28 protein-coding genes and 1 other RNA gene are annotated in these 25,908 nt (G+C 54.8%); 21 read left to right on the top strand and 8 right to left on the bottom strand.

Annotation, left to right across the window (positions count from 1 at the left end; translation table 11 throughout):
* A partial coding sequence (locus tag BLV85_RS15470) for a hypothetical protein (protein ID WP_218132810.1) occupies positions 1-200 on the bottom strand: 200 nt, incomplete at its 3' end.
* Between the two features lie 240 nt (positions 201-440).
* On the opposite strand from BLV85_RS15470, the gene BLV85_RS10075 reads away from it, so the two are divergent.
* The 12 genes from BLV85_RS10075 (at position 441) to BLV85_RS15245 (ending at position 8,392) form a co-directional block, all read left to right on the top strand.
* Complete coding sequence (locus BLV85_RS10075) at positions 441-686, top strand: type II toxin-antitoxin system CcdA family antitoxin (RefSeq protein WP_090414841.1); 246 nt, start codon at positions 441-443, stop codon at positions 684-686.
* Positions 686-1,003, top strand: coding sequence for a CcdB family protein (locus BLV85_RS10070; protein WP_090414839.1), 318 nt, complete (start codon positions 686-688; stop codon positions 1,001-1,003). The genes BLV85_RS10075 and BLV85_RS10070 overlap by 1 nt, the downstream gene beginning before the upstream one ends.
* 154 nt (positions 1,004-1,157) lie before the next feature.
* The gene (locus tag BLV85_RS10065; RefSeq protein ID WP_218132809.1) at positions 1,158-1,370 is read left to right on the top strand and encodes an addiction module protein; all 213 of its coding nucleotides are present in this window, start codon (positions 1,158-1,160) and stop codon (positions 1,368-1,370) included.
* Positions 1,371-1,449: 79 nt separating this feature from the next.
* On the top strand, positions 1,450-1,662 hold the full coding sequence (locus tag BLV85_RS15965; protein ID WP_425433804.1) for a type II toxin-antitoxin system RelE/ParE family toxin: 213 nt from the start codon (positions 1,450-1,452) through the stop codon (positions 1,660-1,662).
* 463 nt (positions 1,663-2,125) lie between these two features.
* Complete coding sequence (locus tag BLV85_RS15670; protein WP_245725169.1) at positions 2,126-2,926, top strand: PAS domain-containing protein; 801 nt, start codon at positions 2,126-2,128, stop codon at positions 2,924-2,926.
* Positions 2,895-3,629 carry a sensor histidine kinase gene (locus tag BLV85_RS15665; RefSeq protein ID WP_245725168.1) on the top strand — a complete coding sequence of 245 codons (735 nt, stop codon included), beginning with the start codon at positions 2,895-2,897 and terminating at the stop codon, positions 3,627-3,629. Before BLV85_RS15670 ends, BLV85_RS15665 begins: the two co-directional genes overlap by 32 nt.
* 46 nt (positions 3,630-3,675) lie before the next feature.
* The gene (locus tag BLV85_RS10050) at positions 3,676-4,308 is read left to right on the top strand and encodes a response regulator (RefSeq protein ID WP_090414837.1); all 633 of its coding nucleotides are present in this window, start codon (positions 3,676-3,678) and stop codon (positions 4,306-4,308) included.
* A gap of 573 nt (positions 4,309-4,881) precedes the next feature.
* Positions 4,882-5,703: a GGDEF domain-containing protein gene (locus tag BLV85_RS10045; RefSeq protein ID WP_090414835.1), complete on the top strand. Its 822-nt coding sequence runs from the start codon at positions 4,882-4,884 to the stop codon at positions 5,701-5,703.
* Positions 5,703-6,950, top strand: a complete 1,248-nt coding sequence (locus tag BLV85_RS10040; RefSeq protein ID WP_090414832.1) for an EAL and HDOD domain-containing protein — start codon at positions 5,703-5,705, stop codon at positions 6,948-6,950. Before BLV85_RS10045 ends, BLV85_RS10040 begins: the two co-directional genes overlap by 1 nt.
* Positions 6,951-7,668: 718 nt before the next feature.
* On the top strand, positions 7,669-7,809 hold the full coding sequence (locus tag BLV85_RS15255) for a hypothetical protein (RefSeq protein ID WP_176974009.1): 141 nt from the start codon (positions 7,669-7,671) through the stop codon (positions 7,807-7,809).
* 153 nt (positions 7,810-7,962) lie between these two features.
* Positions 7,963-8,100, top strand: a complete 138-nt coding sequence (locus BLV85_RS15250; protein WP_176974008.1) for a hypothetical protein — start codon at positions 7,963-7,965, stop codon at positions 8,098-8,100.
* A 154-nt stretch (positions 8,101-8,254) separates the two neighbouring features.
* Positions 8,255-8,392 (top strand): hypothetical protein, encoded by a 138-nt coding sequence (locus BLV85_RS15245; RefSeq protein ID WP_176974007.1) that lies wholly within the window; start codon positions 8,255-8,257, stop codon positions 8,390-8,392.
* Positions 8,393-8,617: 225 nt separating this feature from the next.
* Here BLV85_RS15245 and fumC read toward each other — a convergent pair whose 3' ends face one another.
* Positions 8,618-10,054, bottom strand: a complete 1,437-nt coding sequence (gene fumC, locus BLV85_RS10030; RefSeq protein ID WP_090414828.1) for a class II fumarate hydratase — start codon at positions 10,052-10,054, stop codon at positions 8,618-8,620.
* A gap of 39 nt (positions 10,055-10,093) precedes the next feature.
* Positions 10,094-10,534 carry a preQ(1) synthase gene (gene queF / locus BLV85_RS10025; protein ID WP_090414826.1) on the bottom strand — a complete coding sequence of 147 codons (441 nt, stop codon included), beginning with the start codon at positions 10,532-10,534 and terminating at the stop codon, positions 10,094-10,096.
* A 60-nt stretch (positions 10,535-10,594) separates the two neighbouring features.
* Between queF and smc the strand changes: the two genes are divergently transcribed.
* From smc to BLV85_RS10010, 3 genes are all read left to right on the top strand, one after another.
* On the top strand, positions 10,595-14,140 hold the full coding sequence (smc, locus tag BLV85_RS10020) for a chromosome segregation protein SMC (RefSeq protein WP_090414824.1): 3,546 nt from the start codon (positions 10,595-10,597) through the stop codon (positions 14,138-14,140).
* Positions 14,141-14,232: 92 nt separating this feature from the next.
* On the top strand, positions 14,233-15,369 hold the full coding sequence (locus BLV85_RS10015; protein WP_090414823.1) for a cell division protein ZipA C-terminal FtsZ-binding domain-containing protein: 1,137 nt from the start codon (positions 14,233-14,235) through the stop codon (positions 15,367-15,369).
* A 33-nt stretch (positions 15,370-15,402) separates the two neighbouring features.
* Positions 15,403-15,645, top strand: a complete 243-nt coding sequence (locus tag BLV85_RS10010) for a CDGSH iron-sulfur domain-containing protein (RefSeq protein ID WP_090414821.1) — start codon at positions 15,403-15,405, stop codon at positions 15,643-15,645.
* Positions 15,646-16,154: 509 nt separating this feature from the next.
* Here BLV85_RS10010 and BLV85_RS10005 read toward each other — a convergent pair.
* The 5 genes from BLV85_RS10005 to BLV85_RS09985 form a co-directional block, all read right to left on the bottom strand.
* On the bottom strand, positions 16,155-17,669 hold the full coding sequence (locus BLV85_RS10005; RefSeq protein ID WP_090414819.1) for a M48 family metalloprotease: 1,515 nt from the start codon (positions 17,667-17,669) through the stop codon (positions 16,155-16,157).
* Between the two features lie 209 nt (positions 17,670-17,878).
* On the bottom strand, positions 17,879-19,486 hold the full coding sequence (locus BLV85_RS10000) for an NAD+ synthase (RefSeq protein ID WP_090414817.1): 1,608 nt from the start codon (positions 19,484-19,486) through the stop codon (positions 17,879-17,881).
* A gap of 36 nt (positions 19,487-19,522) precedes the next feature.
* Positions 19,523-20,899, bottom strand: a complete 1,377-nt coding sequence (locus tag BLV85_RS09995; protein ID WP_090414815.1) for a phosphomannomutase/phosphoglucomutase — start codon at positions 20,897-20,899, stop codon at positions 19,523-19,525.
* 61 nt (positions 20,900-20,960) lie between these two features.
* Positions 20,961-21,167, bottom strand: coding sequence for a zinc-finger domain-containing protein (locus BLV85_RS09990; RefSeq protein ID WP_090414814.1), 207 nt, complete (start codon positions 21,165-21,167; stop codon positions 20,961-20,963).
* 21 nt (positions 21,168-21,188) lie between these two features.
* Positions 21,189-22,109, bottom strand: coding sequence for a branched-chain amino acid transaminase (locus tag BLV85_RS09985; RefSeq protein ID WP_090414812.1), 921 nt, complete (start codon positions 22,107-22,109; stop codon positions 21,189-21,191).
* Between the two features lie 273 nt (positions 22,110-22,382).
* On the opposite strand from BLV85_RS09985, the gene nadB reads away from it, so the two are divergent.
* The 6 genes from nadB to BLV85_RS09960 all read left to right on the top strand — a co-directional run bounded on the left by nadB (position 22,383) and on the right by BLV85_RS09960 (position 25,481).
* Entirely contained in the window at positions 22,383-23,969 is a 1,587-nt protein-coding gene (nadB, locus tag BLV85_RS09980; protein ID WP_090414810.1) for an L-aspartate oxidase, read from the top strand.
* 4 nt (positions 23,970-23,973) lie between these two features.
* Complete coding sequence (locus BLV85_RS15240) at positions 23,974-24,114, top strand: hypothetical protein (RefSeq protein WP_176974006.1); 141 nt, start codon at positions 23,974-23,976, stop codon at positions 24,112-24,114.
* Positions 24,115-24,258: 144 nt separating this feature from the next.
* The gene (locus BLV85_RS09975; protein WP_090414808.1) at positions 24,259-24,453 is read left to right on the top strand and encodes a hypothetical protein; all 195 of its coding nucleotides are present in this window, start codon (positions 24,259-24,261) and stop codon (positions 24,451-24,453) included.
* 1 nt (position 24,454) lies between these two features.
* Positions 24,455-24,772, top strand: coding sequence for a cell division protein ZapA (locus BLV85_RS09970; RefSeq protein WP_090414806.1), 318 nt, complete (start codon positions 24,455-24,457; stop codon positions 24,770-24,772).
* Between the two features lie 26 nt (positions 24,773-24,798).
* Positions 24,799-24,976, top strand: a non-coding RNA gene (ssrS, locus tag BLV85_RS09965) — 6S RNA.
* Positions 24,977-25,025: 49 nt separating this feature from the next.
* Complete coding sequence (locus tag BLV85_RS09960; RefSeq protein WP_090414804.1) at positions 25,026-25,481, top strand: EVE domain-containing protein; 456 nt, start codon at positions 25,026-25,028, stop codon at positions 25,479-25,481.
* Positions 25,482-25,908 lie beyond the last annotated feature (427 nt).

The raw sequence follows: 25,908 nt of genomic DNA, 5'->3' as shown, positions 1-25,908 counted from the left end.
TGCTGCATAACAACATGCCGTTTGATGGTGACAAGTTTTTCAAAATAAAGGGCGCTAATATGTAAATTTTGCTTGACTGAAGACAGAGTATCTACGGCCAAAACCACGAATGCACACGAATGAACACGAATGATGACAATTACTTCGGTTGCGTTGCGCTTGATAATGGGGCCGGTTATTACATCTTCACCCCGCCACATGATCCAACCCCTGCGCGCATCAGCACCAATTCATTGGTGTCTATTCGTGTCCATTCGTGGTTTGAATTGCAGGCGTAGGGTGCACTTGTGCACCGGCTTTTTGCTGTGTGGAAAAGGGCTGCTGCGGGCCGGGTGTTTGATGGTGCACAGGTGCACCCTACCGGGCTTGCAAATTCATCTCTTGCAGCATAGTTATACTGCGCATAGTATATGTGGATAAAAAGCACGGGAGATATGCGCATGAATGCATTTTTTGACGTACGAGCCGCAAAAAAGCCTGTAAATGTCAGTATAAACAGCGATTTGCTTGCCAAGGCCAAAGAGCTGAAGATTAATCTGTCAGCAACACTGGAAGCGGCTCTGACTGAATTGGTGAACGCCAGGCAGCATGAACTTTGGAAGGCGCAAAACAAGATTGCTATTGAAACCTATAACCAGTTGGTTGAGGAACATGGCATCTTTAGCGATGATCTGAGAAATTTTTAATGGCTCAGTTCAAGGTTTATGAAAACCCAAATAATGTAACCAGGAGAATCTATCCTTATCTTTTGGATATCCAATCCAATGTACTCGATAGCCTGCGAACCACTATTGTTATTCCACTTTGTCCGGCCGATCTTGCGGGAAAAGCAGCCATTACAAAGTTATGCCCAATTCTGGAAATAGAAAATAAATCTTTTATTGCGCTCACACAACAAATCGCAGGGATAGACAGGAAATTTCTGGGAGAGGAAATCGGCGATCTTTCTCGGTATCGATCTGAAATCGTTGCTGCATTGGATTTCATCGTTTCCGGAATATAGTGTTTGCATGCCGGAGTCATGCATGCCGGGATCAGGTTTCGAACCAGGAAAGTATAAGGAGTGTTATCGATTCTGGCTTTGGCCTTCTAGCCTTATTCGTTATGCGCTATGCTGCATTTCTTTATGAAAGTATTACAGCCGGATAAAGCCTATCATGATGAAGATAAAACTGACCGAATTGCCAATTGACGAGCGCATACAGCTGGTTGAGGATTTATGGGATAGCATCGCGTCTGATCAGAAGATGTTGCGACTGACCGCTGAACAAAAGGCTGAGCTTGATAGACGTCTAAATGCCTACGAAGTCGATAAAAACCCAGGCCGATCAGCGATGGAGGCGATCGCAGAAATTCGGCGTGATTTGTGACCTGTGAAGTTCGACTCCGGCCGGAAGCGGAGAGGATCTGGCAGATGCGGCGGCCTGGTATGAAGAGCGACAGCAGGGATTGGGTCACAAATTCCTCGATGAAGTGACGATAACGTTATCGAATGTTGCAGAAACTCCGCTGGCATACCCGAATGTTCATCGGGGTACAAGGCGCGCAATGATCAGACGGTTTCCTTTTGGTATCTATTTTCAAATAGAAAAAGCAACAATCATCGTGGTTGCGGTAATGCATGGCAGCCGAAATCCGCATCGGTGGAAAAGTCGGACATAACGTTAACCGTAATTGGGCCGGTTGCCACCCCTTCACCCCGCCACATGACAAAACCCAACCCCTGCGCGCATCACCATCAATTCATTCGTGTGTATTGGTGTCCATTCGTGGTTTGAATTGCAGTCAAGCACCCGGCCCGCAGCAGCCCTTTTTCACACAGCAAAAGCCGGTGCACAAGTGCACCCTACGCCCTTCGGCAATCGCCATCACCGTGATAACCACGAATGTTTGAGTGGTGATGCTCACATGGGTTGATTTTCATCATTCGCGGTTCAAACCCAAGCCGTGAGGGGTAAGTGTGGGTGTTTGGCAACAGTTGGGCGATGTGGGGGGGCGGATTGATGCGAATTGTTGGGGGGGTGGGGTGTGAGTTTGCTACCATTTAGCTTTGGTATGGATTGGGATTGCCGTGGTGCTGGCCGGGTTGGCTGGCGCTGTGTGGTGAAGATGGAATGAGGTGGGTATGACTCGAATAGTGACGATTTTGATGGTCGGGCATACGGATGAGGCGGCCGGGCGAGTGCGTGATCGGCTGGGGCAGGATGGGTTGCCGGCCACGGTGCGTTGTGTGGCGGCGCGGGAAGACTTGGTGGATGTGCTGCAGGAGCGGGCGTGGGATGTGGTGTTGACCGATGACCAGCCGGAGATGCGCGCCGAGCAGGTGCTGGCGCTGGTGGCAAGGCAGGTGCTGGATATTCCGGTGGTTGCGCTGGTTTCCCACGACGATGAGCGGGTGGCGGCGCGCTTGCTGGCGGCCGGGGCGCGGGATTTCTTATTGGCTGGCAGTCTCGCGCGCCTGACGCCGGCGATACGTTATTGCTTGCAGCAGCATGAGCGGCTGCAGCATTTCCATGCCACCCAGCTGGCGCTGGAGAAGAGCGAAGCGCGTTTCCGCGCGCTCGCTTCCAATTTGCCTGGGCTGGTGTTCCAGTGCGTGCTGGAGGCGGATGGTGAAATTGCCTTTCCTTATGTCAGTGAAGGCTGCAAGGCGCTGCTGGGGCTGGCGCCAGAGATTCTGCAAGCGCGGCCGGCCAAGTTCGCTGAATTGATTCTGGCTGAAGATGCGGCGGGTTACGGGCAGTCGATGCAGGCTTCTGCCAGGCAGTTTGCTGCCTGGAACTGGGAGGGGCGTATCCAGGCACAGGGCGATACCGATATCAAGTGGGTCAGCCTGCGGGCCACGCCGCGGCGCGGGGCGCGGGGCGCGGGGCGCGGTGCTGTGGGATGGAATCATGCTCAATATCACGCGCAACAAGCAAACTGAAATCGAAATCGCGCGTTCGCGCGCCCAGCTGGCGGAATTGATCGCTTATTCGCAGAAAGTGAAGGAGCATGAGCGCGCCCGGATCGCGCGCGAAATTCACGATGAAATCGGCGGAATCTTGACCGCGATCAAATGTGAGCTGGTGCCTTGCATGGATAATAGCGAGCGGGCGGCCGCATTTTACCGCAACAAAGCCGCCGCGATCGAAACCTTGGTGGATATGGTGATCGACAGCACGCGCCGGATCGCACTTGATTTGCGGCCGGGGATTCTCGATTGCGGGATCGTGCCGGCGGTGCGGTGGCAGGCGAGGGAGTTCAGCAAGCATACCGGGGTCGCCTGTTTTGTGGTGTGCGAGTCGGAGGAAATTGACCTGGACGGGGATTTGGCAGTGGCGATTTTCCGGGTTTTTCAGGAGGCGCTGACCAATGTCGCCAAGCATGCCGGGGCATCCGAAGTGCAGGTCAGGCTGGCGGAGACGGGCGGCTGCATGTATTTGGAGGTTGCCGATAACGGCCGTGGAATCACCCGGCCGGAGTTGGATAAAGTGGAGTCATTCGGCATCAAGGGCATGCGCGAGCGTTGTCAGCAGCTTGGCGGGCGGTTTCATATCCAGGGGCAGGCGAAAGCGGGCACCGAGGTGATGATCTGGATTCCGATCAAGAGTCCCGCGCCCCGCTCGCCTGAAATGCCGGCTGAATGAATCGGTATGGCATGCTGCCATCATAGCAGGACTAGGGGTTACAACCATGATAAGGGTGATGATTACCGATGATCACGCGATTGTACGCCAGGGGCTGAAGCAGATTCTGAGCGAGACTGGCGATATCAGCGTGACCGGGGAGGCCGAAACCGGTTTTCAGGCAATCAAGATTGTGCGCCAGCGGGTATTCGATGTGTTGCTGCTGGATATATCACTGCCTGACCGCAACGGCATCGAAGTGCTCAAGCAGATCAGAAAGGACCGGCCGGGCCTGGCGGTGCTGATGTTGAGCATGCACAATGAGAATGAATTTGCGGTCCGCGCGCTGCGGGCGGGTGCAGCCGGTTATCTGAACAAGCAAAGCGCGCCCGCGCAGCTGGTGACCGCGATCCGCCAGGTCGCGGCCGGGCACAAATACATTACCCTGGCGCTGGCCGAGGAACTGGCCAACGCCATCACTACCGGTACCGACCAGCCATTGCATGCTGCGCTTTCCGATCGGGAATATCAGACCTTGTGCATGATCGCCGCCGGCAAGGGGCTGACCGAAATTTCCGAAGAAATGTGCCTCAGCCCGAAAACCGTCAGCGTATACCGCGCCCGCCTGATGGAAAAACTGAAACTCTCCAACAACAGCGAACTGATCCGCTACGCGATCAGACATCACCTGGTCGATTGAGTATTGTCACGCGGCAAGGTGTAGCCGTTGCTGTCCTGTGACTGGGATTGGTGGAACCACGAATAAACACGAATAGACGCGAATGGTTTGGTAGTGACGCTCACGGGGGTTGAGTTTTGTCATGTGGCCGGGTGGAGGCGGGTTAGCCGGTCTGGTTGCGGGTGAAACACAGCCTTTTTATTATTAGTGTGTATTCGTGTCCATTCGTGGTTGACTCCGTCCGCAAATAGGCGCGAGGGCAGATGAATGGTTCTGGTTGTCTTGCTTGGATGGGCTGCGTTGCTCCTGCCCGGCTTTGACATGGCACAATAAAAGGCGCGTTTTCTCCTCATAGTTCCCACTTTTGAATCGGCCAGATGCTGTTAATCTGCCCCTCGCGGCAGGCATTCTACTGGAAAAATCTTTTTGATCCTTTTCGATTCTGTATTCCGTAGAGGGCTGCCGGAATGAATCTGGAGAACCCGGTTGATGGCTATTTTGATTGACATGAATTGCATAGTTTTTAAGTTTGTCGCCTAACCGGGACTCTCAACATAATAACTCTGGCGATGGTATAACTTGGAGAGGGCGCGCATGCAAACTTCAGATGAAAATAAATCACTGCGGCTGGTTGGATCCTCGGGCGCCGGCAAGCGCAAAACGCAGCACGATGATGCGCAGCAGTCGACCCCTGGTGCCGATGCCTATTATCAGCATGTCGAATACTATGCGCAACGGATGCGCGATAGCAGCCAGGCCGGTGACGGTATTGATGCCCTGGAAACCGCGCTGGCCGATAGCTACGATCAACGTCATGGCAACGATTTGTATCATGCCCAGGAGCAGTTGCGGCTGGCCGAGCAAAGAATTGAATCACTCAAATTTGAACTGGAGCAGCTGCGGGAGCAGGTGCATACCGATCCGATGACGGGGGCTTTCAACCGGCGGGGATTGAATACCGTCTACCTGCGTGAGGCCGCGCGGGCCGATCGCAACGAAAATGCCTTGTGTGCGGTGGCGGTCGACCTGGATGATTTCAGCCGTATTAACTATCAGTATGGCTACCAGTTTGGCGATGCCGTCCTGATGCATTTTGCGAGAATGGCGCGTGCGTCCTTACGGCCGAGCGATGTGGTGGCCCGTTACGGGGGTGAGGAATTCATCATTCTGCTGCTTGATATCACGCCGGCTTCGGCGGGCTGGGTGATGCAGCGCCTGCGCACCAATTTTTCCAAGAAACCGTTATTGGATATGGATGGCCATCCCGTTACGGTCACTTTCAGTGCCGGGATCGCTTTGCGGCGATTTCACGAGAACCAGAATAGCTTGTTCGAGCGTGCCTATGAAGCGCTCTATCTCGCCAAGCGCTCCGGCAAGGACGCCATGAGGGTGGCTGCCGACAGCGATAAACTCTGATGCTCAATGTTTTCCTGGGCAGACAGCCGATTCTGGATCGCAAGCAGAATCTGATTGCTTATGAATTGCTGTTCCGGGCGGGTTCGGGGAATTCGGCAGATATCACCAATGATGTCGAGGCTTCAGCCAATGTCGTGATCAATGCCTATGGCCAGCTCGGCATACAGCGTGTGCTGGGTCGGCAGCGTGGCTTTATCAATGTCAGCCGTGAACTGTTGATGAGTGATGCCATCCTGCTGTTGCCCACCAGGCATGTCGTGCTGGAATTGCTGGAATCGATTTCGATTACCGAGGAGGTTGTGCAGCGCTGCCTGGAACTGAAGCGGCTGGGTTATCGGCTCGCGCTGGATGATGTGACCCAGGTCGATGACCAGATCAGACAATTGCTGCCGATCGTCAATGTGGTGAAAGTGGATGTGTTGACGCTGACCGAGAACGAGATCGGCTGCGTGGTCGAAACGCTGAAGAATTGGCGGGTGACCCTGCTTGCCGAAAAAGTGGACAATCAGGCGCGAGCCGGGATCTGCATGGCGATGGGTTTCGAGCTGTTTCAGGGCTACTATTTTGCCAGGCCCGAGATCGTGAAGGGCAGGCAGATAGAACCGGCCAAACTTTCTCTTTTGCAATTGCTGGCGCTGGTGACGCATGATGGCGAAATCGATGGTATCGAGCAGCTGCTCAAGCATCAGCCGGGTTTAAGCTATAACCTGTTGCGCATGGTCAATTCGGTGGCAGCAGCGTTTCCGCACAAAATTGGCTCCATACGACAGGCTGTGATGGTGCTGGGTTATCGCCAGTTGCAGCGGTGGGTACAATTGCTCTTGTTTGCCTCCAATGCTTCCGGTGGCGGGATGTCCAATGCCCTGATGCAGACGGCTGCCGTGCGGGGCAAGTTGATGGAATCAATTGCTGCCATAGACCGCCCGGGTGACAGAAATTATCATGACCAGGCCTTCATGACGGGCATCATGTCCTTACTGGATGCGTTGTTCGGTATCGATATCCGGCAGATAGTGGATAAGCTGCAGATGCCGGATGAAATCATCCAGGCGTTGTTAACCCGTGAAGGCCGGTTCGGCCAACTCCTACGGTTGATCGAGGCCAGTGAGAAAGGGGACAGGATGCAAGTTGATGCGATCCTGGCTGGACTGGGCTTTCTGGATATGCCAAGCCTGCGCCAGGCAGAGCTCGGGGCTTTGAAATGGGCCAGTCACATCAATCAACAGGCATCGTCAGCTCACAAATAGCGTAGGGTGGCCTGTTCCGCTATTGGTCTTGGTAACCACGAATGGACACCAATGTACACCAATGATTGGGTGATGATGTTGACATGGGTTGAGTTTTGTCATGGGCGGGATGAAGACGTGGTAACCAGCCCAATTACGGTTAAACACAATCGAAGTTGTTTTCATCATTCGTGTTCATTCGTGTTCATTCGTGTTCATTCGTGTGTATTCGTGGTTTGAATTGCAGTCAAACACCCGGCCCACAGCAAAAGCCGGTGCACAAGTGCACCCTGCCGGGCTGTTGCGCTATTGGAAGTGATTTTCATTATATGTGTGCATTCGTGGTTGTAATTTGCAACCAAAGTGCTGGCTTCACACGAGCATGCTGTTTGTTTGAGTGTGGGCGCGTCGCCAATTCCCATTATATGAGTATGGTCATTGGGTGTTTTGACCGGGCGTCTATTGCCTCTGGCTGGCAAAAAAGCCCGTGTTTGATAGCTTATTTTATTATTTGTCAACTGGGTGCGACAAATAATGGCTAAATTGGGTGCCGCTTTTGCTTCCCATGTCAAAAATTCTGGGTTAGAATCCTTCTCAGCTTTATGGGTTTTTTCACAAAAGGTAAACGCATAAGGTGGTATTGCCGGGCATCTGAGCTGAGATAACTACAGTTTCCCGGGCGAATGGGAGTTTATCCAAAAATGGGTAAAAACATTTAATTATATTAGGAGGATAAAGCATGGGATACAATGACGCGGCAACAACTCAAAGAGAAGAATCCAAAGAGAAAGAAGCTTGGAAAGTGACCATCGTTACCACCGTTGCGTTTATCGTGATCGGCTTCATGATCTGGAGCACCGGCATGGGTGGTAAGTACTGATATTTTGTTTTTCTACCCTGAAGACTTGATGAATCGTAACGAAAAAGAGTATTTTATTAGTCAGGGTGCGTGATTGAGGACAGGTCAACTGATCTGATTTCATGAAGCCAGTTCAAGATTAATTTAAATACTTGTTTTAAGGAGGTATAAGAAATGGGTTATGACGAGGAAACGACAAGAAGAGAAGAGGCTAAGGAAAAAGAAGCCTGGAAAGTCGCTATTGGCGCAACTGTTGCGTTCATTGTGATTGGATTCTTGATCTGGTCTACCGGTATGGGCGGTAAATACTAACCTTTTTCTTGATTGTCCTGATAAGTTCATGAGTCAAGACTAAGAAGGGTGTTTTATTATCAGGGGTCTGTAACCAGTGGTTATACTTGCTGGTTACAGACCCCTGAGAACGTAATTAGATGTTTTATTGTTTAATTAAAGGAGAGTATGAAACATGGGTTATGATGAAGAAACTACAAAAAGAGAAGAAGCCAAGGAAAAAGAGGCATGGAAAGTTGCTATCGTCGCTACGGTAGGTTTTATCATCCTCGGCTATTTCATCTGGGGCTTCGGATTGGGCGGTAAATACTAATCATATCTACCGTTTTATACTCGACGGCCGGACGTTCTGACAGAATTTCCGGCCGTTGTTTTATTTAGGAGTCGTTCATAAATAACTGTAACACTTGGATCACATCTGGCGGGTGCACTGCGGCGTTACTCGTCGTCGCCATAGCCTTGCTATGACTCCTCCTCTCGCCTTGCATTGCATCCCACCAGACGCGCCCAATTGTCACACTTATTCCTTCACGACTCCTTAGGGTTCGGAATTTCTACCGGGCTCACCTGAATCTTCTATCTTGCACGGATTGCCTGTCATCTTTTGTGGGTCGACCCACATGTCAAACTGCTCTGCCGTAACATAACCGAGCGCGATTGCCGCGGCTTTCAGTGTCGTATCCTCGCGGTAAGCCTTTTTGGCGATTTCTGCCGCCTTGTCATAGCCAATATGGGGGTTGAGGGCGGTGATCAGCATCAGTGAATCATGCATCAGTTGCTCGATACGGGTGTGATTGGCGCTGATGCCGCGCGCGCAGTGAGTGTTGAAACTCTCCATGCCGTCTGCCAGCAGCCGCGTGCTCTGAAGGAAATTGTGGATGATCAGTGGCTTCATGGCATTGAGCTCAAAATTGCCCATGGCGCCGCCGAAGTTGATCGCGACATCGTTGCCCATGACCTGACAGGCCAGCATGACCAAGGCTTCCGATTGGGTCGGGTTGACCTTGCCGGGCATGATCGAGCTGCCCGGTTCATTCTCCGGAATACGAATCTCGCCGATGCCGCAACGCGGGCCGGAGGCCAGCCAGCGTATGTCGTTCGCAATTTTGATCAATGCAGCGGCCAGGGTTTTGAGCGCGCCATGGGCGTGCACCAATGCGTCATGGGCCGCCAGTGCCTCGAATTTGTTGGGCGCGGTCACGAATGGATGGCCGCTGAGGCGGGCGATCTCGGCGGCGGTGCGGGTAGCGAATTCCGGATGGGTGTTGAGGCCGGTGCCGACCGCGGTGCCGCCCAGCGCCAGTTCGAGCAGATGGGGCATGGCGGCTGCCAGGTGGGCCAGGCTGTGGTCCAGCTGGGAGACATAGCCGGAGAATTCCTGCCCCAGGGTCAGCGGGGTGGCGTCCTGTAAATGAGTGCGGCCAATCTTGACGATATTTGCGAATGCCTCGGCTTTGGCGGCGAGGGTTGTGCGCAGCGTCTCGAGCGCGGGCATCAGTTGTTCGCGCACCGCGATGACTGCCGCCACATGCATGGCTGTCGGAAACACATCGTTGGAGGACTGTCCCTTATTGACATGGTCATTCGGGTGGACTTTGCGTGCGGCGCCGCGCTGGCCGCCGAGAATTTCGGAAGCCCGGTTGGCCAGCACTTCGTTCATGTTCATATTGGTCTGCGTGCCGGAACCGGTTTGCCAGACAACCAGCGGGAACTCACCCGCATGTTGCCCGGCCAGGACTTCATCGGCGGCCTGCATGATCGCCCGGGCGATGTCGCCGTCCAGCAGGCCCAGCTCGTGATTGACGCTGGCTGCGGCGCGTTTGACCCATGCCAGGGCGTGAATCAGGGCAGGCGGCATGCGCTCGCCCGAGATCCTGAAATTGTCCAGCGAGCGCTGGGTTTGCGCGCCCCACAAAACATTTGTGGGCACTTTTACGCTGCCCAGGGCGTCATGTTCTTCGCGGTATTGATCCATAGTCATGGTTTGCTGAGTTGATAGCGGTATATGCGGCGGCTAGCCGCGGGTATTCGATTGCTGGTCGAATGCTTCGAGAAATACCGGCAGTTGGGGCTGCCAGCCTTTTTTGCGATGTTCCGCCACGACATTGGTGAAAATGCCACCCCGCACATAGAATTTCGAGGTCAGGCGCATGAAGCGGGGCTTGAGGACCACAACCAGGTCATCCAGTATCTGGTTGGTGACCGCCTCGTGGAAAGCGCCTTCATCGCGATAGGACCAGATGTAGAGCTTGAGACTCTTGAGCTCGATACATTTTTTGTCCGGGATATAGTCGAGCGTCAGTCTTGCGAAGTCTGGCTGTCCGGTTTTGGGGCATAGGCAGGTGAATTCAGGGATTTCCATGTGTATCCGGTAATCGCGCGCGCGGACGGGGTTGTCGAAAGTTTCCAGGCTCTTTGAAGGCCGGGAGAAGGTGGCTTTTTCAGTTTTTTCCATAGCAGATAAATCGTTTAGAATAGGCGTCTAACCGAAATTATAACCTTTTGCCTACCCAAATTGCGCCTGACCGAAATCAAACTTGCGGGTTTCAAGTCGTTTGTTGATCCTACCGTTATCCCCGTTCCCGGTAATCTGGTTGGAATCGTCGGGCCCAATGGCTGCGGCAAGTCCAACGTGATCGACGCGGTGCGCTGGGTGCTGGGGGAGTCGCGCGCCTCGGCTTTGCGTGGCGAATCCTTGCAGGATGTCATCTTCAACGGCTCGGCCAAGCGCAAGCCGGTCGGGCGGGCGAGTGTCGAGCTGGTGTTCGATAACAGTGCCGGCAAGGTGGCGGGTCAGTGGGGTACCTATAATGAGATCTCCATCAAGCGCATCATGCAGAAAGAGGGCGAGTCGGCCTATTACATCAACAACATCCATGTGCGCCGCCGTGACGTAGCGGATATCTTTCTCGGGACTGGTGTCAGCGGGCGCGGTTATGCCATCATCGAGCAAGGCATGATTTCCCGGATCATTGAGGCCAAGCCACAGGAATTGCGCACTTTCCTTGAGGAAGCAGCGGGCATTTCCAAATACCGGGAACGGCGTCATGAAACCGAGCTGCGTTTGAGCGATGCACGCGGCAATCTGTTGCGCCTGGATGACATTCTCGAGGAATTGGAGAAACAGTCGCATCATTTGGCCGCGCAAGGGGAAGTGGCGCTGCGCTACCAGGACTTGCACCGTCAGTTGTCGGCCTCGCAGTGCGCGCTGTGGTCGTTGCGCAAGCGGCAGGCCGAGGCTCAGCGGCTCAAGGCGCAGGCAGATATCGAACAGCTGACCCAGGAACTGGCCGATTTGCAAACCGGTCTGCAGCAAACGGTCGCGCGACTGGATGAATGCCGTTCGCAGCAACGGACGGTGAATGATCGGCAGCATCGGATCCAGGGGGAGCTGTATGCCGCCGATGGCGAAATTGGCCGGATAGAACAGAATATCCGGCATATGCGTGAAAATCGGGAGCGTCTGGTTCAGCAGATTGCCCAGGCGTCCGACCGGTTGCAAGAACATGAACAGCAGGCGGATCAAATGCTCGATGATCTGGCAGCATGGCGGGATAAACTGGAACAGGCGAGCGAATACCACGCGGTCTGTGCCGAGAAGCATGTATTAGAAGCCGGACAACTGCCGCAGCAGGAGGTGGCTGCTCGCAACGATCAGGCGCATGTGTCAAAATTGCGGGAGGCATTGGCACTGGCGCGCCAGAACGAGAAATTGCAACAGAATCAGCTTGCCCATGCCGAGAAAACCCTGCAACAACTGACGCTGCGCCAGCAGCGTTTGCTGGATGAGCAGCGCGACCAGCCTTTGATTGAACAGGAACGCTTGACCGCGTTGCAGCAGGCGAATAGCGAGCTGGCTACTGTGCTGGAAACGCGCCAGCAATCGCTGCAAGTGCAGGAGACGCAGCTGGAAGCCGCGCAACAGGAGAAAGAAGCGGCCCTGCAGGCGGTGCAGGCACTGCAGCGGGAGATGACGCAAGCCAAGGCGCAGCAGGATGCTTTGCAGCGGTTGCAGTGCCAGCTGGAAAGTGATCAGGATCTGAATGCCTGGGTGGCGGGACATCGGCTGGATGCGCTGCCGCGTTTATGGCAGCAGATAGGGGTGGCGGATGGTTGGGAAAACGCGTTGGAGGCGATCCTGCGCGAGCGTATCCAGGCGGTGAGCGTGGACCGGCTGGAGCAGGCGCTGGACTGGGAGGGGCAGCATCCCCCTGGCAAGTGGTCTGCCTGCGAATGCGCGCCGGTATCGGGCCAGTCAACCCCTGGCACGCAGGCCGCAACTGCCGCTGACCGGCCATGGCAGCCGCTCGGCGCGCTGTTGCAGTACCGCAATCCAGCGATTCGGCCCGTGCTGGAAAACTGGCTGCATGGCGTGTTCACGGTCGACAGCATTGCGGCCGGTCTGCGCGACAGAATGCAGCTCGCGCCTGGGGAAATGCTGATCACAGCCGAAGGGCATAGCCTGACCCGTCACAGTGTGAGCTATTTTGCGCCCGATTCCGTGTTGCATGGCGTGTTGTCGCGGCAGCAGGAAATCGAGCGGTTGGCGGCGGTGCATGAGGCACTTGAGCACGCGCTGCTGGCCAAACAGGCTGCGTTCGCGCAGGTCGAGCAGGATTGCCGGGATATCGCCAGCGAAATGGCGCACACGCGTGCTGAAATCGAGCAGCTCAGAAACCAGCTGCATCAGCAGCAGTTGCAAAGCGTGCAGCTGGCGCAGCAGAACGAACGCTTGATGCAACGGCGGCAGCAATTGGAAACGGAGCTGGCCGAGCTGGCGCTGCAACACGCGGAAGAATCATCGCAGCAACAGCAAGTGGCAATCGATCTGGCCGCTTATGCCGAGGAGAAAGCAGCCCTGGAGGAACAGCTGGAGCGGGCGGAAGCGGCCTGTCAGGCCTCCGGACAGGCCCTGGCAGCGCAGCGTTCACTGGTCGAGCGGCTGGCGCATGAATTGCGCGAGGCCGCTTTCAACGAGCAGAGCTGTCACGACAAAATTGCCGATTGCGAGCAGCGTGCCGAGATGATCGTGCAAAATAAAGCGGATATCGCCGATACCCTGCAAAAACTCGAGCAATCACAAGCAGGGTTTGATGAATCCGTGCTGCTTGCCGACCTGGAGCACTGGCAGGCACAGCGCGCACAACATGAGCAGATGCTGGGCACTGTGCGCAATGAGTTGGAAGCAATCGATCGTATGCTGATCGATACCGAGCAGATGCGAATGCAGACTGAACAGCGGTTGCATCCATGCCGGGAAGCGATCAATCAGGCGCGCCTGAAAGAACAGGAGGCCAGTCTGACAGAGGCGCAGTTTGCCGACAAACTGGCGGAATCCACACTGGATGAGCTGGAAGTGCTGCGGCAACTGGGTCATGAACCACCGACCAAGCTGCAGAATCGTATCAACCGCCTCAATCAGGAGATCGCTGCGCTCGGTCCGGTCAATCTGGCCGCTTTGCAGGAGCTGGAGGCCTTGCAGGCGCGTCGGACGCATCTTGATGAGCAGTCACAGGATTTGCGCGCGGCGATCGATTCTCTGGAAAATGCCATTCGCCAGATCGACCGCGAGACCCGTGAACGTTTGCAGGAAACATTCAATCAGGTGAATGGCAATCTGGTCGAATTGTTTGCCTCCGTCTTCGGTGGCGGGCATGCAGGCCTGGTGCTCGGCGGTGAGGATATTCTGGATGCGGGCGTGCAACTGTATGCGCACCCGCCCGGTAAACGGAACAGTTCCATTCATTTGCTATCCGGCGGGGAAAAAGCGCTCACGGCGCTGGCACTGGTTTTTTCGCTGTTTAAGCTGAATCCTGCGCCATTCTGCCTGCTGGATGAGGTTGACGCGCCACTGGATGACAGCAATTCAACGCGTTTTTGCGACCTGGTCAAGCGCATGGCGGGAGAAACGCAGTTTTTGTTCATCAGCCACAACAAAATTACCATGCAAATGGCGCAACAGTTGGTGGGTGTGACCATGCGTGAACAGGGCGTTTCCCGAGTGGTCACGGTCGATATCGACACAATGGCGGGCATCGATCAGGAGGCCGAACATGCTTGAGATTTTTTTACGGGCTATAACTTAGGGTTCATTAACGAGCCCTTAAGCAAGGCTAGAAAGATTATAATCGTGCACGGAGGAAGACAAAGCTTATGAGCGATTTGCAGATCAGTCTGATTATTATCGGTGTTGTGGTGATTGCCGGTGTCGTGGTGTTCAACCAGATACAGCAGGCGCGCTACCATCGTAAGGTGCGGGATGCTTTCAGAAATGAACATGATGATGCCTTGCTGAGCGAGCACAAGCCGCTCGCGAAAAATGAGCGCATCGAGCCGCAATTCAATGAGGATATACTGCCGGCCCCGGTTGACGAGATCGCGCCAGCGGTCCCGCCGACGAGTCCGCCCAAGACGACAGCCGAGACCGTCGAGCAGGAGGCGCCCGCATCGGCCCAGCCGACCCATTTCGATAACAAAATCCATTACATCGTGGAGATTCGCGCACATGCCCCGGTCCCGCATGAGAAGTTCATGGATTTGCTGCAGCAGAAGTTCGATTTTGGCAAGCCTGTCCATTGGTATGGGCAGGCCCAGGAGGGGCTGGCATGGGAAGAGATTACCCTCGAAAATGCGGGCAGCCATGGCAGCTATGGACGATTGAAGGGATGTCTGCAACTGGCCGATCGTTCCGGACCAGTCAGCGAGATCAATTTATCGCGCTTTCGTGACATGGTGGAGGATTTTGCCGCGCAAGTCATGGCGGAGGCTGATTGTCCCGAAATCACCAAGGTGCATGACCAGGCGGTTTTGCTGGATCGATTCTGTGCCGATGTGGATGTGATCGTGGGCGTCAATATCATCAGCAAGGATGGGGGCGCTTTCGTGGGCACCAAAATTCGTGCGCTGGCCGAGGCCTCCGGCTTCAGGCTTGAATCCGAGGGGGTGTTCAAGTACCGGGACAGCGAGACGAACAATGTCCTTTTTTCGCTGGCCAATTTTGAATCGGCACCGTTCTCGCCTTCCAATATGCGCACACTCGCTACCCATGGCGTCACTTTTCTGCTTGATGTGCCAAGAGTTGCAAACGGCGAGAAAGTGTTTGATCAGATGGCTCATATCGCCCGGCTTTTTTCTTCGACCCTGAACGGCATCCTGGTGGACGATAATCGGGTGCCGCTAAGCGACAACGCGGTGACGCGAAGCAGGCAAAAGGTGGCTCATATCCAGTCGATCATGGCCACCCGCGATATTCCGGCCGGAAGTGAAGCGGCCCTGAAATTGTTTGATTGATCCATTAAATTAAAAAATCACAAGGAGAGCGTAATGAGCGAGTCAGGTTCGAGCCAGAAATTTTCCCCGATCCAGGTTCAGTTGGAAGCAGGCAAAAAATACTACTGGTGTCGATGCGGCCTAAGTCAATCACAACCTTTTTGCGATGGTTCTCACAAGGACACCGATCTGACCCCGCTGGCTTTTACCGCTGAGGAGAGCAAGTCAGCCTGGCTTTGCACCTGTAAGAAAACAAGTAATGCACCGTTCTGTGACGGGACGCATAACAAGTTGTGATGTTTGACAATATCGTAGGGTGATCTGTTCTGCTATTGGTTTTGATAACCACGAATGAACACGAATGATTGGGTAGTGATGCTCGCATGGGTTGAGTTTGTCGTGCGGCAGGGTAAAGGTGCGCTAATCGGTTAAACTACGGTTGCAACACAGCCGAAGTGGTTTTCATTATTCGTGTGCATTGGTGTTCATTCGTGGTTGTAACTGTAAATTGTAGGGTGCACTTGTGCACCGTCAAACACCCGGCCGACAGCTGCCGGTTGTCACACAGCAAAAGCCGGTGCACAGGTGCACCCTACGGGGTGGCCTGTCCTGACATTGGTTTTGATAACTACGAATGGACACGAATTTACACGAATGATTGGGCGGTGACGTTCTCATGGGTTGGGTTGTCATGCGGCGGGGTAAGGGTGCGGTGATCGGTTAAATTACGGTGTGCAACACAATCGGAGTAGTTTTTTGTTCGTGTATATTGGTGTCCATTCGTGGTTGCCGCAGCCGGACTGGAATCAGTTGTTTTTTTCTTCTTCGGCCAAGATTTCTTTTACCTGCCGCAGGCGCGCTTCTACGCTCGATAATTGATAGAAATCCTGATGTTTCTGGCGGGTTGCGATCTGGAGTTGTTCGATTGCCGCGCGCAATTTCCCTTCGTGTATGAGCGCTTCGGCTTCGGCCTGGTGTTGCGAGAAAGCGTTGCCAAGGGCGGCATGGCATTGCGCTTCCAGCCGGTACAGCCTGACATCATCATGGGTGTATTGTGATTGGCTTCTGATGAAATCGAGTGCGGCTTGCGCCTGACCCTGCTTGAGCAGGGCGTCGGCATAGTCGTAGACGAGCGCGCGATACTGTGGGTAAACTTGGAGTGCGGTCCGGTAAAGGTTGAGTGCATCATCGATTTGCCCGTTCTTGAGCTTGACGCGTGCCGCCAGGGTTTCGATCATCGCGCCTGATTGCAAATAATCTCCGCTGACCCGGACGGGTTGGCCCAGGCGGTGGTCCTTGAGCGATGCTGCAGAGGGATCGGATTGCATGGCACGGTACAGGGCATGCAATTCCTTGTCGGCACGCTCGAACCGTTTTGCGCGTAGCAGTGCATGTATCAGGCCGAAACGCTCCGCCGTTTCGTTGAGGAAACGCCGGTCCTGCAGCCGGGCGTCAAATTCGTTGACCGTCTGGATAGGATTGCCTTGGGACGCACGCAGCTTGGCGCGCACCAAGTGGAACTCAATGCTGTCGGGCACTTGGCGATAGCCTTGTTCGCGCGTGCGATTCTGGATATCGGCAATCCGTTCATGCGTGATCGGATGGGTTCTGAGATATGATGGCACGCCGTTCTCGTGATAGCGGCTGGCATGCTGCATGCGCCCGAAAAAGGAGGCCATGCCATGCGGGTCAAAGCCGGCCTTGACCAGCATGTTGAATCCTACCCGGTCCGCTTCCTTTTCATGCTTGCGGGTGAAATTCAGTTGGGATTGTATGGCTCCGGCCTGCGCGGTGACCAGAGCCGCTTGGCCCGCATGTGGGTTGGAGCGAGATGCGAGAATCGCGATCGCCAGTGCTGCAATCGAGGTGAGCATGCCGAAATATTGATTGCCAGAAAGCATTCGCGTGAGGTGTTTCTGGGTAATGTGAGCGATCTCATGTGCCATGACCCCCGCCAGTTCCGACTCATTCTGTGCCGCGATGATCAGGCCACTATTGAACCCCATGAATCCACCCGGTAACGCAAATGCATTGATGGTGGAGTCATTCATGGCAAAAAAATTGAATGAGTGATCGGAACCCATGCTGCCGGAGGCGGCGATCAGCCGGCTGCCCAGTCGGCTGAGGTAGTCGGCGATTTCTGGATCGTCCAGGTAACTGGAATCACTCCGGATCTGACGCATGATTTGCAAGCCGATCTGGCGTTCCTGGCGCGGCGTGATCGTGGCCTGCGAGACATCACCCAGGTCTGGCAGTTCATGCCCGAAGATCTGGCTGGGAAACAGCAATGGTATAACAAGCATCAGGTAATGGAGTTTCATGCCAATTTGATAGTTGCCTGCGAATCAAGTTCCTTTGCTCAGTGAGACTATCTGGGAACACTCGTTTATACCAGTTGCTGTCACGGAATGAAAGCCATGCCGAGACTATCCGGGTGCGTTTCGGTAGCTATGCCGCAGCACGACTGCTATGACGTTAAAGGGGGCGGCCTGAAGCAAGAATAATTCAATCAGCCTCCAGGATTTCCAGGTTATTTCAGGAAGTGTGATGTCAGTGGGAAGCGCCAGGATTGGCCAAGGTCACGCCGGGTGATGCGTATGCCGGGTGCGGCCTGTCGACGCTTGTATTCGCTGGAATGGATCAGGCGCAGTACACGCCGGACCTCGTTTTCCTCGTAGCCCAGGTTTGTGATGGCTTCCAGCGACATGCCTTGCTCGACATGTGCCGCGATGATGGCATCCAGCCTGTCATAGGGGGGCAGGCTGTCCTGGTCGGTCTGATTGGGGCGCAATTCAGCCGAGGGTGGCCGCTGCAGAATACGCTCGGGAATGATGGGCGAGATGTGATTGCGGTGATAGCAAAGTTGATAGACCAGCGTTTTGCTCACGTCCTTGAGTACCGATAAACCGCCGGCCATATCGCCATACAGCGTGCTGTAACCGACTGCTGTTTCGGATTTGTTGCTTGTGGTCAATACCAGCAGTCCATACTGATTGGCCAATGCCATCAACAGCGTGCCGCGGATGCGGGCCTGTAGATTTTCGGCTGTGGTGGGATTGCTGGGCGAGGGGAAGGCTTCCAGTGCGGGACGCAGCGTTTGCAGAAAATTTTTGAACAGGGTGGCGATCGGAATTTCTTCGTGGTGCACGCCCAGATTGTCTGCCATCACGCGCGCATCCTGAATGCTGATGTCGATCGTATAGGGAGAAGGCATCATGACGGTTCTGACTCTGTCGCTGCCGAGTGCATCGACCGCGATAGCCAGGACCAGCGCCGAGTCGATTCCGCCCGACAGGCCGATCAGAACGCCTGCTATCCGGTTTTTTTCGATGAAATCCCGCACGCCCAGACACAACGCCGAATAAATGCCGCTGATGCGGTCCGGCAGCGGCGTGCAGGGACTGGGAACCAGTTGATTGTCCTTGATCTCGACTTTGCCGAGCATCTCCCGGAAGGCGGTGAGCTGGTGTGTGACTTCGCCTTGAGCGTTGATCGCAAATGAGGCGCCATCGAATACCAGCTCATCCTGTCCACCGACCAGATTGACGTAGATCGCTGGCATACCGGTGTGCAGAACGCCTTCCCGAACCCGCTGCTGGCGATCGGCTAGCTTGTCGAGGCGAAAAGGGGAGGCGCTTAATACCAGCAATAGCTGCGCGCCCATTTGCCGTGTCGATTGCAAATGTGGCAGAAGCTGGCAATCCGCGCAGATCGCCAGGCCCAAGGTGATGCCATCATGTTCGAAAATGCAGGGCTGGCCGCCCGCTTCGAAGTAACGCTGGTCATTGAACAGGCCATCGTTGAGCAGATGTCTTTTGTGGTAAGTGGCCACGATGCGGCCTGCCCGGATGACGGATGCGGCGTTGTACAGTTTGCCATCCAGATAAGCCGGATGCCCGACGACCAGCGTCATGTCATAGATTTGGGTGGCGAGACTGGCGAGTGCCTGCTGGCAGGCCTGGATAAAGTCTGTCCGTAACAGCCAGTCCTGCGGGGGGTGGCCGCATAGCGCCATTTCTGGCGTCACGACGAGCCCGGCACCGGCTTGCCTGGCCTGCTGGCAGGCGTGCAGGATTTTGGAGACATTTCCGGCCAGGTCTCCTAGCGTGCAGTTGAGCTGGGCGAGCGCGATATTCACGGCCGGACGCGCCTGCAGGGGATGCGGGTGACCCGGTTAGAACGGGAGCTGGGCATCGGGTTTCGCCTGCAGGATCACCTCGCGGAATGTCTGCTGGATGCGTGCCAGAGCGGCCTGGTCGTTCGCTTCGAAACGCAGTACGGCAACCGGCGTGGTATTGGAAGCGCGGATCAGGCCAAATCCATCCGGGTATTCAACCCGCAGGCCATCAATGGTGATAACCCGGTCGGCATCGGGAAAATGTGCTTCGCGTTGCAGCTGTGCGATCAGCGCGTGATTTTCGCCTTCTTTGAGTTTGATCTGTAATTCTGGGGTATTGAGCGTATCGGGCAAGGCATGCAAGGCTGCAGTCAGATCGGCTTGTTTGCTGAGCAACTCCAGCAGCCGGGCGCCGGCATATAGGCCATCATCGAATCCATACCAGCGCTCCTTGAAAAAGATATGGCCGCTCATCTCGCCGGCGAGCAGCGCACCGGTTTCCTTGAGTTTGCCCTTGATGAAAGAATGGCCGGTTTTCCACATAATGGGCTGGCCGCCATGCTGTTCGATCCAAGGCGCCAGTGTGCGTGTGCATTTGACATCAAAGATGATCTGGCCGCCCGGATTTCTGGAGAGTACATCGGCGGCGAACAACATCAGCTGGCGATCGGGATAGATGATACTGCCATCCTTGGTGACGACGCCCAGCCGGTCGCCATCGCCGTCGAAAGCGAAGCCGATTTCGGCATCGCTGGTTTTGAGTGTCTGAATCACATCCTGCAGGTTCTCGGGGACGGAAGGATCCGGGTGGTGGTTGGGGAAGGTGCCATCGACCTCGCAAAACAGTTCAATGACTTCGCATCCCAGCCGCCGGTACAGTTCGGGTGCGAACGCGCCGGTCACCCCGTTCCCGCAATCCACGACGATTTTGAGCGGCCGCGTGAGACGGATGTCGCTTGCGATGCGTTGCCAGTAGCTGTCGGCAATTGCTTGCTGGCGGTAATTGCCTGCGCCATGCAGCAGATCGCCGGTTTCTATGCGAACACGGAGTGCCTGTATGGTTTCGGCGGCCAGGGTCTCGCCGCCCAGGACAATTTTCAGGCCGTTGTATTCGGGTGGGTTGTGACTGCCAGTGACCATGACACCCGAATAATCGCTCAACTCGTGTGCGGCAAAGTAAAGCATGGGCGTGGCCACCATGCCGACATCGATGACATGGATGCCGCTTTGCTGGATGCCCCGGGTCAGCGCTGCAACCAGTGCCGGGCCGGACAGGCGCCCGTCGCGGCCGACTGTGATGGTGCTGAGCTGGCGGGCGCGCGCCTCAGAGCCGATGGCATGGCCGATGCGTTCTACCACATCGGGGGTCAAGGCCGTGTCGACAATTCCGCGGATATCGTAGGCCTTGAAGATTTCGTGTGGAATACTGTTCATGGGGCGTTGCCTCTATGGTTCGATGATCTGGGATGCGGTGCGCGCGATGGGTTGCATGGGGTCAATGATGCCCTGCGATGGGCCCGCCTTTGAGGATGTAACGTGTGCCACAATAAGGACACATCGCCTCGCCGCTGGCCTCGATCGAGAGAAACACGCGCGGGTGCCAGCTCGCCGGATCCATCAGCGGATTGGGGCAGTGCAGCGGCAAGTCGTCTGCGGTGATTTCAATCGTGCTTGGATAGTTTTTGGGGGAAGGATTGCTCATTGATCACTCCATCTGATTCAGTTATACGTAATGCAGCCAGCTGGCATGTGCATCTGATCTGCCATTGACGCAATCGAAGAACAAGGTCTGTAACCGTTCGGTAATGGGGCCGCGTTGACCGCTACCGATCGCGCGGCAGTCCAGCTCGCGTATCGGTGTGATTTCTGCCGCCGTGCCGGTGAAGAAGGCTTCATCCGCGCAATACACTTCATCCCGGGTGATGCGTTTCTCTATGATTTCGATGCCGATTTCCTGCGCCAGTTCGATCACCGAAGCGCGCGTGATGCCCTCCAGGCAGGCTGTCAGGTCGGGGGTGTAGAGCTTGCCATGCTTGACGATGAAGATGTTTTCGCCCGAGCCTTCCGCGACATAGCCATCCACATCGAGCAGCAGCGCCTCGTGATAGCCATCCTGCGCAACTTCCTGGTGGGCCAGAATCGAGTTGGTGTAGGTGGCGACCGATTTGGCGCGGCACATGTTGATGTTGACGTGATGGCGCGTGAATGAGGAAATCTTGACGCGAATACCCTTTTCCAGTCCGTCCGCCCCCAGATAGGCGCCCCAGGGCCAGGCAGCCACCGCGACATGGACGGACAAATCCCTGGCGGACAATCCCATCGCTTCCGCGCCGTAAAAAACGATCGGGCGAATATAGCCGGAAACAAGGCCGTTATGCCTAACGACATCTCGTTGGGCCTGCATGAGGGTGGCCTGATCGTAAGGGATTTTCATTTTGAAGACATGCGCGGAATTGAACAAGCGCTCGGTGTGCTCCGGCAAGCGGAAAATGGCCGAACCGCCGGGCGTCTCGTAGGCGCGCAACCCCTCAAACACTCCCATGCCGTAGTGCAGGGTATGGGTCAGCACATGTGTCGTGGCATTCCGCCACGGAACCAGCTCCCCATCGTACCAGATAACCCCATCTCGGTCCGCCATTGACATTCTGAAACTCCTGAAATTAGATCAACAAATTATAGGTGATAAGCGAATGGGAAGCGTCCGGATTGTCGTATGGCGCTGAGTGGTTTCTGGTCTCGCCATGGACAGCGATCGATGCTTCCCTGAATAAACTTTGCCGTATTCTAGCTTATTTTTTTAATGACAATGGCAGGACATGTTAGCGTAACCGGACCGAAGGCAGGCGAAAAAGTGCGATAATTTTGCTTCACGATTTTAAATGTTACTTTTGTTACCCAATATTTCGGGATTGTATCCATGCAACCACTTCATTTTGATGTACTCATCATCGGCAGCGGCCTGGCCGGATTCACGCTCGCGCTGAATTTGGCAAAAACCCAGAAAGTTGCCCTGGTAACCAAAAAAGGGCTGCATGACAGTTCCAGTGCCTGGGCGCAGGGCGGCATCGCCGCAGTGCTTTCGATCGAGGATACGCCGGAGGCGCATATCCGGGATACCCTGATCGCCGGGGCGGGATTGTGCAATGAAGACATGACGCGCTATATCGTGGAACATGGGCCGGACGCCGTCAGATGGCTGATTGCCCAGGGTGTCGATTTTACCCGGGATGATCGCAATGAGACCGGCTATCATTTGACCCGGGAAGGGGGGCACAGTGTGCGCCGCATCATCCATTCCGAGGATGCCACCGGCAAAGTGATCCAGCACACGCTTGACAAGCAGATTGCCAGCCATCCCAATATCATGCTGCTGGAACAGCATATCGCCATCGATTTGATCACCAGTGCCAAACTGTCGCATGGCGGTGAAAAGGATAATCGTTGCCACGGGGCCTATGTGCTCGATATCCGCGCTGGCAAAGTGCGCACGATTGCGGCGCGCAACACGATTCTGGCCACCGGCGGCGCGGGCAAGGTTTATCTGTACACGACCAATCCCGATGTGGCGACCGGTGACGGCATTGCCATGGGATGGCGTGCGGGATGCCGCGTTGCCAACATGGAGTTCATCCAGTTCCACCCAACCTGTTTATACCATCCGCATGCTAAATCCTTTCTGATCAGCGAGGCGGTCAGGGGAGAAGGGGGCATATTGAAGCTGCCCAGCGGCGAGCGTTTCATGCCCTGGCACGATGCGCGTGCCGAGCTGGCACCCCGCGATATCGTCGCGCGCGCGATCGATTTCGAAATGAAAAAACGCGGGCTGGATTGCGTCTATCTGGATATTTCCCACCAATCCGCCGATTTTCTTACCCAGCATTTTCCGACGATCTACAAGCGCTGCCTGAAGCTGGGCATTGATATCACGCGCGAGCCGATCCCGGTTGTGCCGGCCGCACACTACACCTGTGGCGGCATTGTGACTGATTATCGTGGCAGGACTGATCTCGACAACTTGTACGCGGTTGGTGAAACCGCGCATACCGGATTGCACGGCGCCAACCGCCTGGCCAGCAATTCCCTGCTGGAATGCCTGGTGATCGGTCTGTCGGCGGTCGAGGATATCCTGACACGCGAGTCGGCACCGGAACGGCCCCTGCCAGGCTGGGATGAAAGCCGCGTGACCGATGCGGACGAGGAAGTCGTCATCTCGCACAACTGGGACGAATTGCGCCGCTTTATGTGGAGCTATGTCGGGATCGTGCGGACCAACAAGCGCTTGCAACGCGCATTGCATCGCATCAACTTGTTGCGCGGAGAAATCCATGAGTATTATTCTAATTTCCGGGTGACGAGTGATTTACTCGAGTTGCGCAACTTGGTATGCACCTCCGATTTGATTGTGCGTAGCGCAATGTGCCGACAGGAAAGCCGGGGGTTGCACTATAGCCGGGACTATCCTGATACTTTGCCGCAAGCGGAGAATACGATCCTGCATCGCTGATCGCATGGTTCGCGGTGCATGCGCCTGGATGCCGTTGCGGCGCGATGGGGCGTATGGCGTTGCCGTTATCGGTGACATCCGGGTTGTTGATTTGACTAGGAGGCTGTCCGAGAATAGCGATCGTAGCGAGGGCGAGGCTGGTTGAGTTGGATTTTTCGATCATTTGAGGCGAATAGTCATTCTATTTATTTAACGAAAAGGATCGTAAAATCCGGCCAATCAGGCTCGCCCGCAGTAGATCAGTCTATTCTCGGGCAGCCTCCTAGAACAGGGAAACTATATTGAGCCTATGGATGCAGAATTGAAGTTGCTGGAAGAAAAAATCGATCAGCTTGTGCGGCTCTATCAGGACGCGCGCCAGGAAAACTCCAGGTTGTGTCAGTTGCTTGAGAATGCGGAGGCGGCCAATCATCAATTGGCCAAGAGAATGGGTACCGCCGCGGGACGCCTCCAGGCCTTGTTGAACAATCTTCCCGAAAATTGATATGGTGCATGAAACGACACTGGATGTGACCGTGATGGGGCGAGAATTTCGTATTCATTGTACTGAAGCAGAGCGTGAAGGATTGCTGCTTGCGGTCTCCTATCTCGATCAAAAAATGCAGGAAATCAAGCAGGCGGGCAAGATCGTGGGAACGGAGCGCATTGCGATTGCTGCCGCGCTCAGCATCACCCATGAACTGCTGGGTTTACGCGCCGGCAAAGGTTTTGACATCAAGGAATTTAAGCGTAGAATTGAATCCATGGTGTCCAAATTGGACAATGTGCTTTCCGGGCAGGACCACCCCGATACGCTGAAGTGATTTTCCCTGGAGCAGTGCAGATCCGTTTATCCCTGCGGTGTTAGTTAAGATTTGTATTCTTTGAACCAATTCTTACAGCATGGTTGCTAGTCAAATGGTTGTTGTTGTGAGCGTCTTTTATAGATGCACCTGATGCAACCGGCCGGCGACCCTCTTGGACCCTATGGTTCAAGACATCAGTCTGACGGCATTCGCGGGGACCTTCACTTGCAGATTTTCTCGACAATCCAATCAATCCAATTACCTGTTGAAGATGCGTTACTGGCTGATGAAGTCCGAGCCGTCGGAAATGAGCATTGACGGTCTGGCCTCAAGACCGGGGCAAACGGTTGCCTGGGATGGCGTGCGCAACTATCAGGCGCGAAATTTCATGCGTAACCAGATGCAAATCGGTGATCTGGTGTTTTTCTACCATTCAAGCTGCCCTCAGCCGGGAATTGCCGGGATTGTGGAAGTTTCCGCGCTTGCCTACCCTGATGAAACACAATTTGATCCTGGCAGTAAATACTATGATCCGAAATCGACCCGGGAGCATCCACGCTGGTTTAACGTCGAGGTCAAATTCCTCAGAAAAACCAGGCTACTTTCGCTCAAGGAGCTGAGGAGCTATCCGGAGCTCGCTGGTATGCGTATCCTGCAGAAAGGCAACCGGCTGTCCATCACGCCGGTCGATCCGGCCGAATGGGCGTTTATTCTGGAGAAGCTGTAGTTTTGTTTTCTGCTGACGCATCTTTAAAGCACGCCATGTTCGCCAGGTTGGCGGTTGATCGATCTGCGATTTAACCCAAGTTCGCAGCTTTTTCCCCAAAAAACACCCAAAATCCCCCATTTTGGCACTGAATCAGCAAAAAATCCTTTTATAATCAATAGAGATTATTTCTGCAGGGTAGTGTAGTGCCATTTACTGTATATTTATTAGTCCGAAGTAAGGTTAAAACCACCGCCTTTAAGGCGGTAAGATTTATCTTTTAAAATTTTGGACGTACCATGATGCTAAAAGTAGGGGAGTATCATGGACTATCGTTATGGAAGCCACACAGTTTTCGGCTCGTCAGCAGAATCTGTGGGCGACATCCGGTTCAGGTAGCGCGCCAAGTGCATGATATAATGCGATTTCTGCGCCATGAAAGGTTCGA

Origin of the sequence: Nitrosomonas halophila (assembly GCF_900107165.1) — a bacterium.
GTDB classification, from domain to species: domain Bacteria; phylum Pseudomonadota; class Gammaproteobacteria; order Burkholderiales; family Nitrosomonadaceae; genus Nitrosomonas; species Nitrosomonas halophila.
Note: the sequence above shows the minus strand (reverse complement) of the source record. Positions and strands in the feature narration are given on the sequence as shown.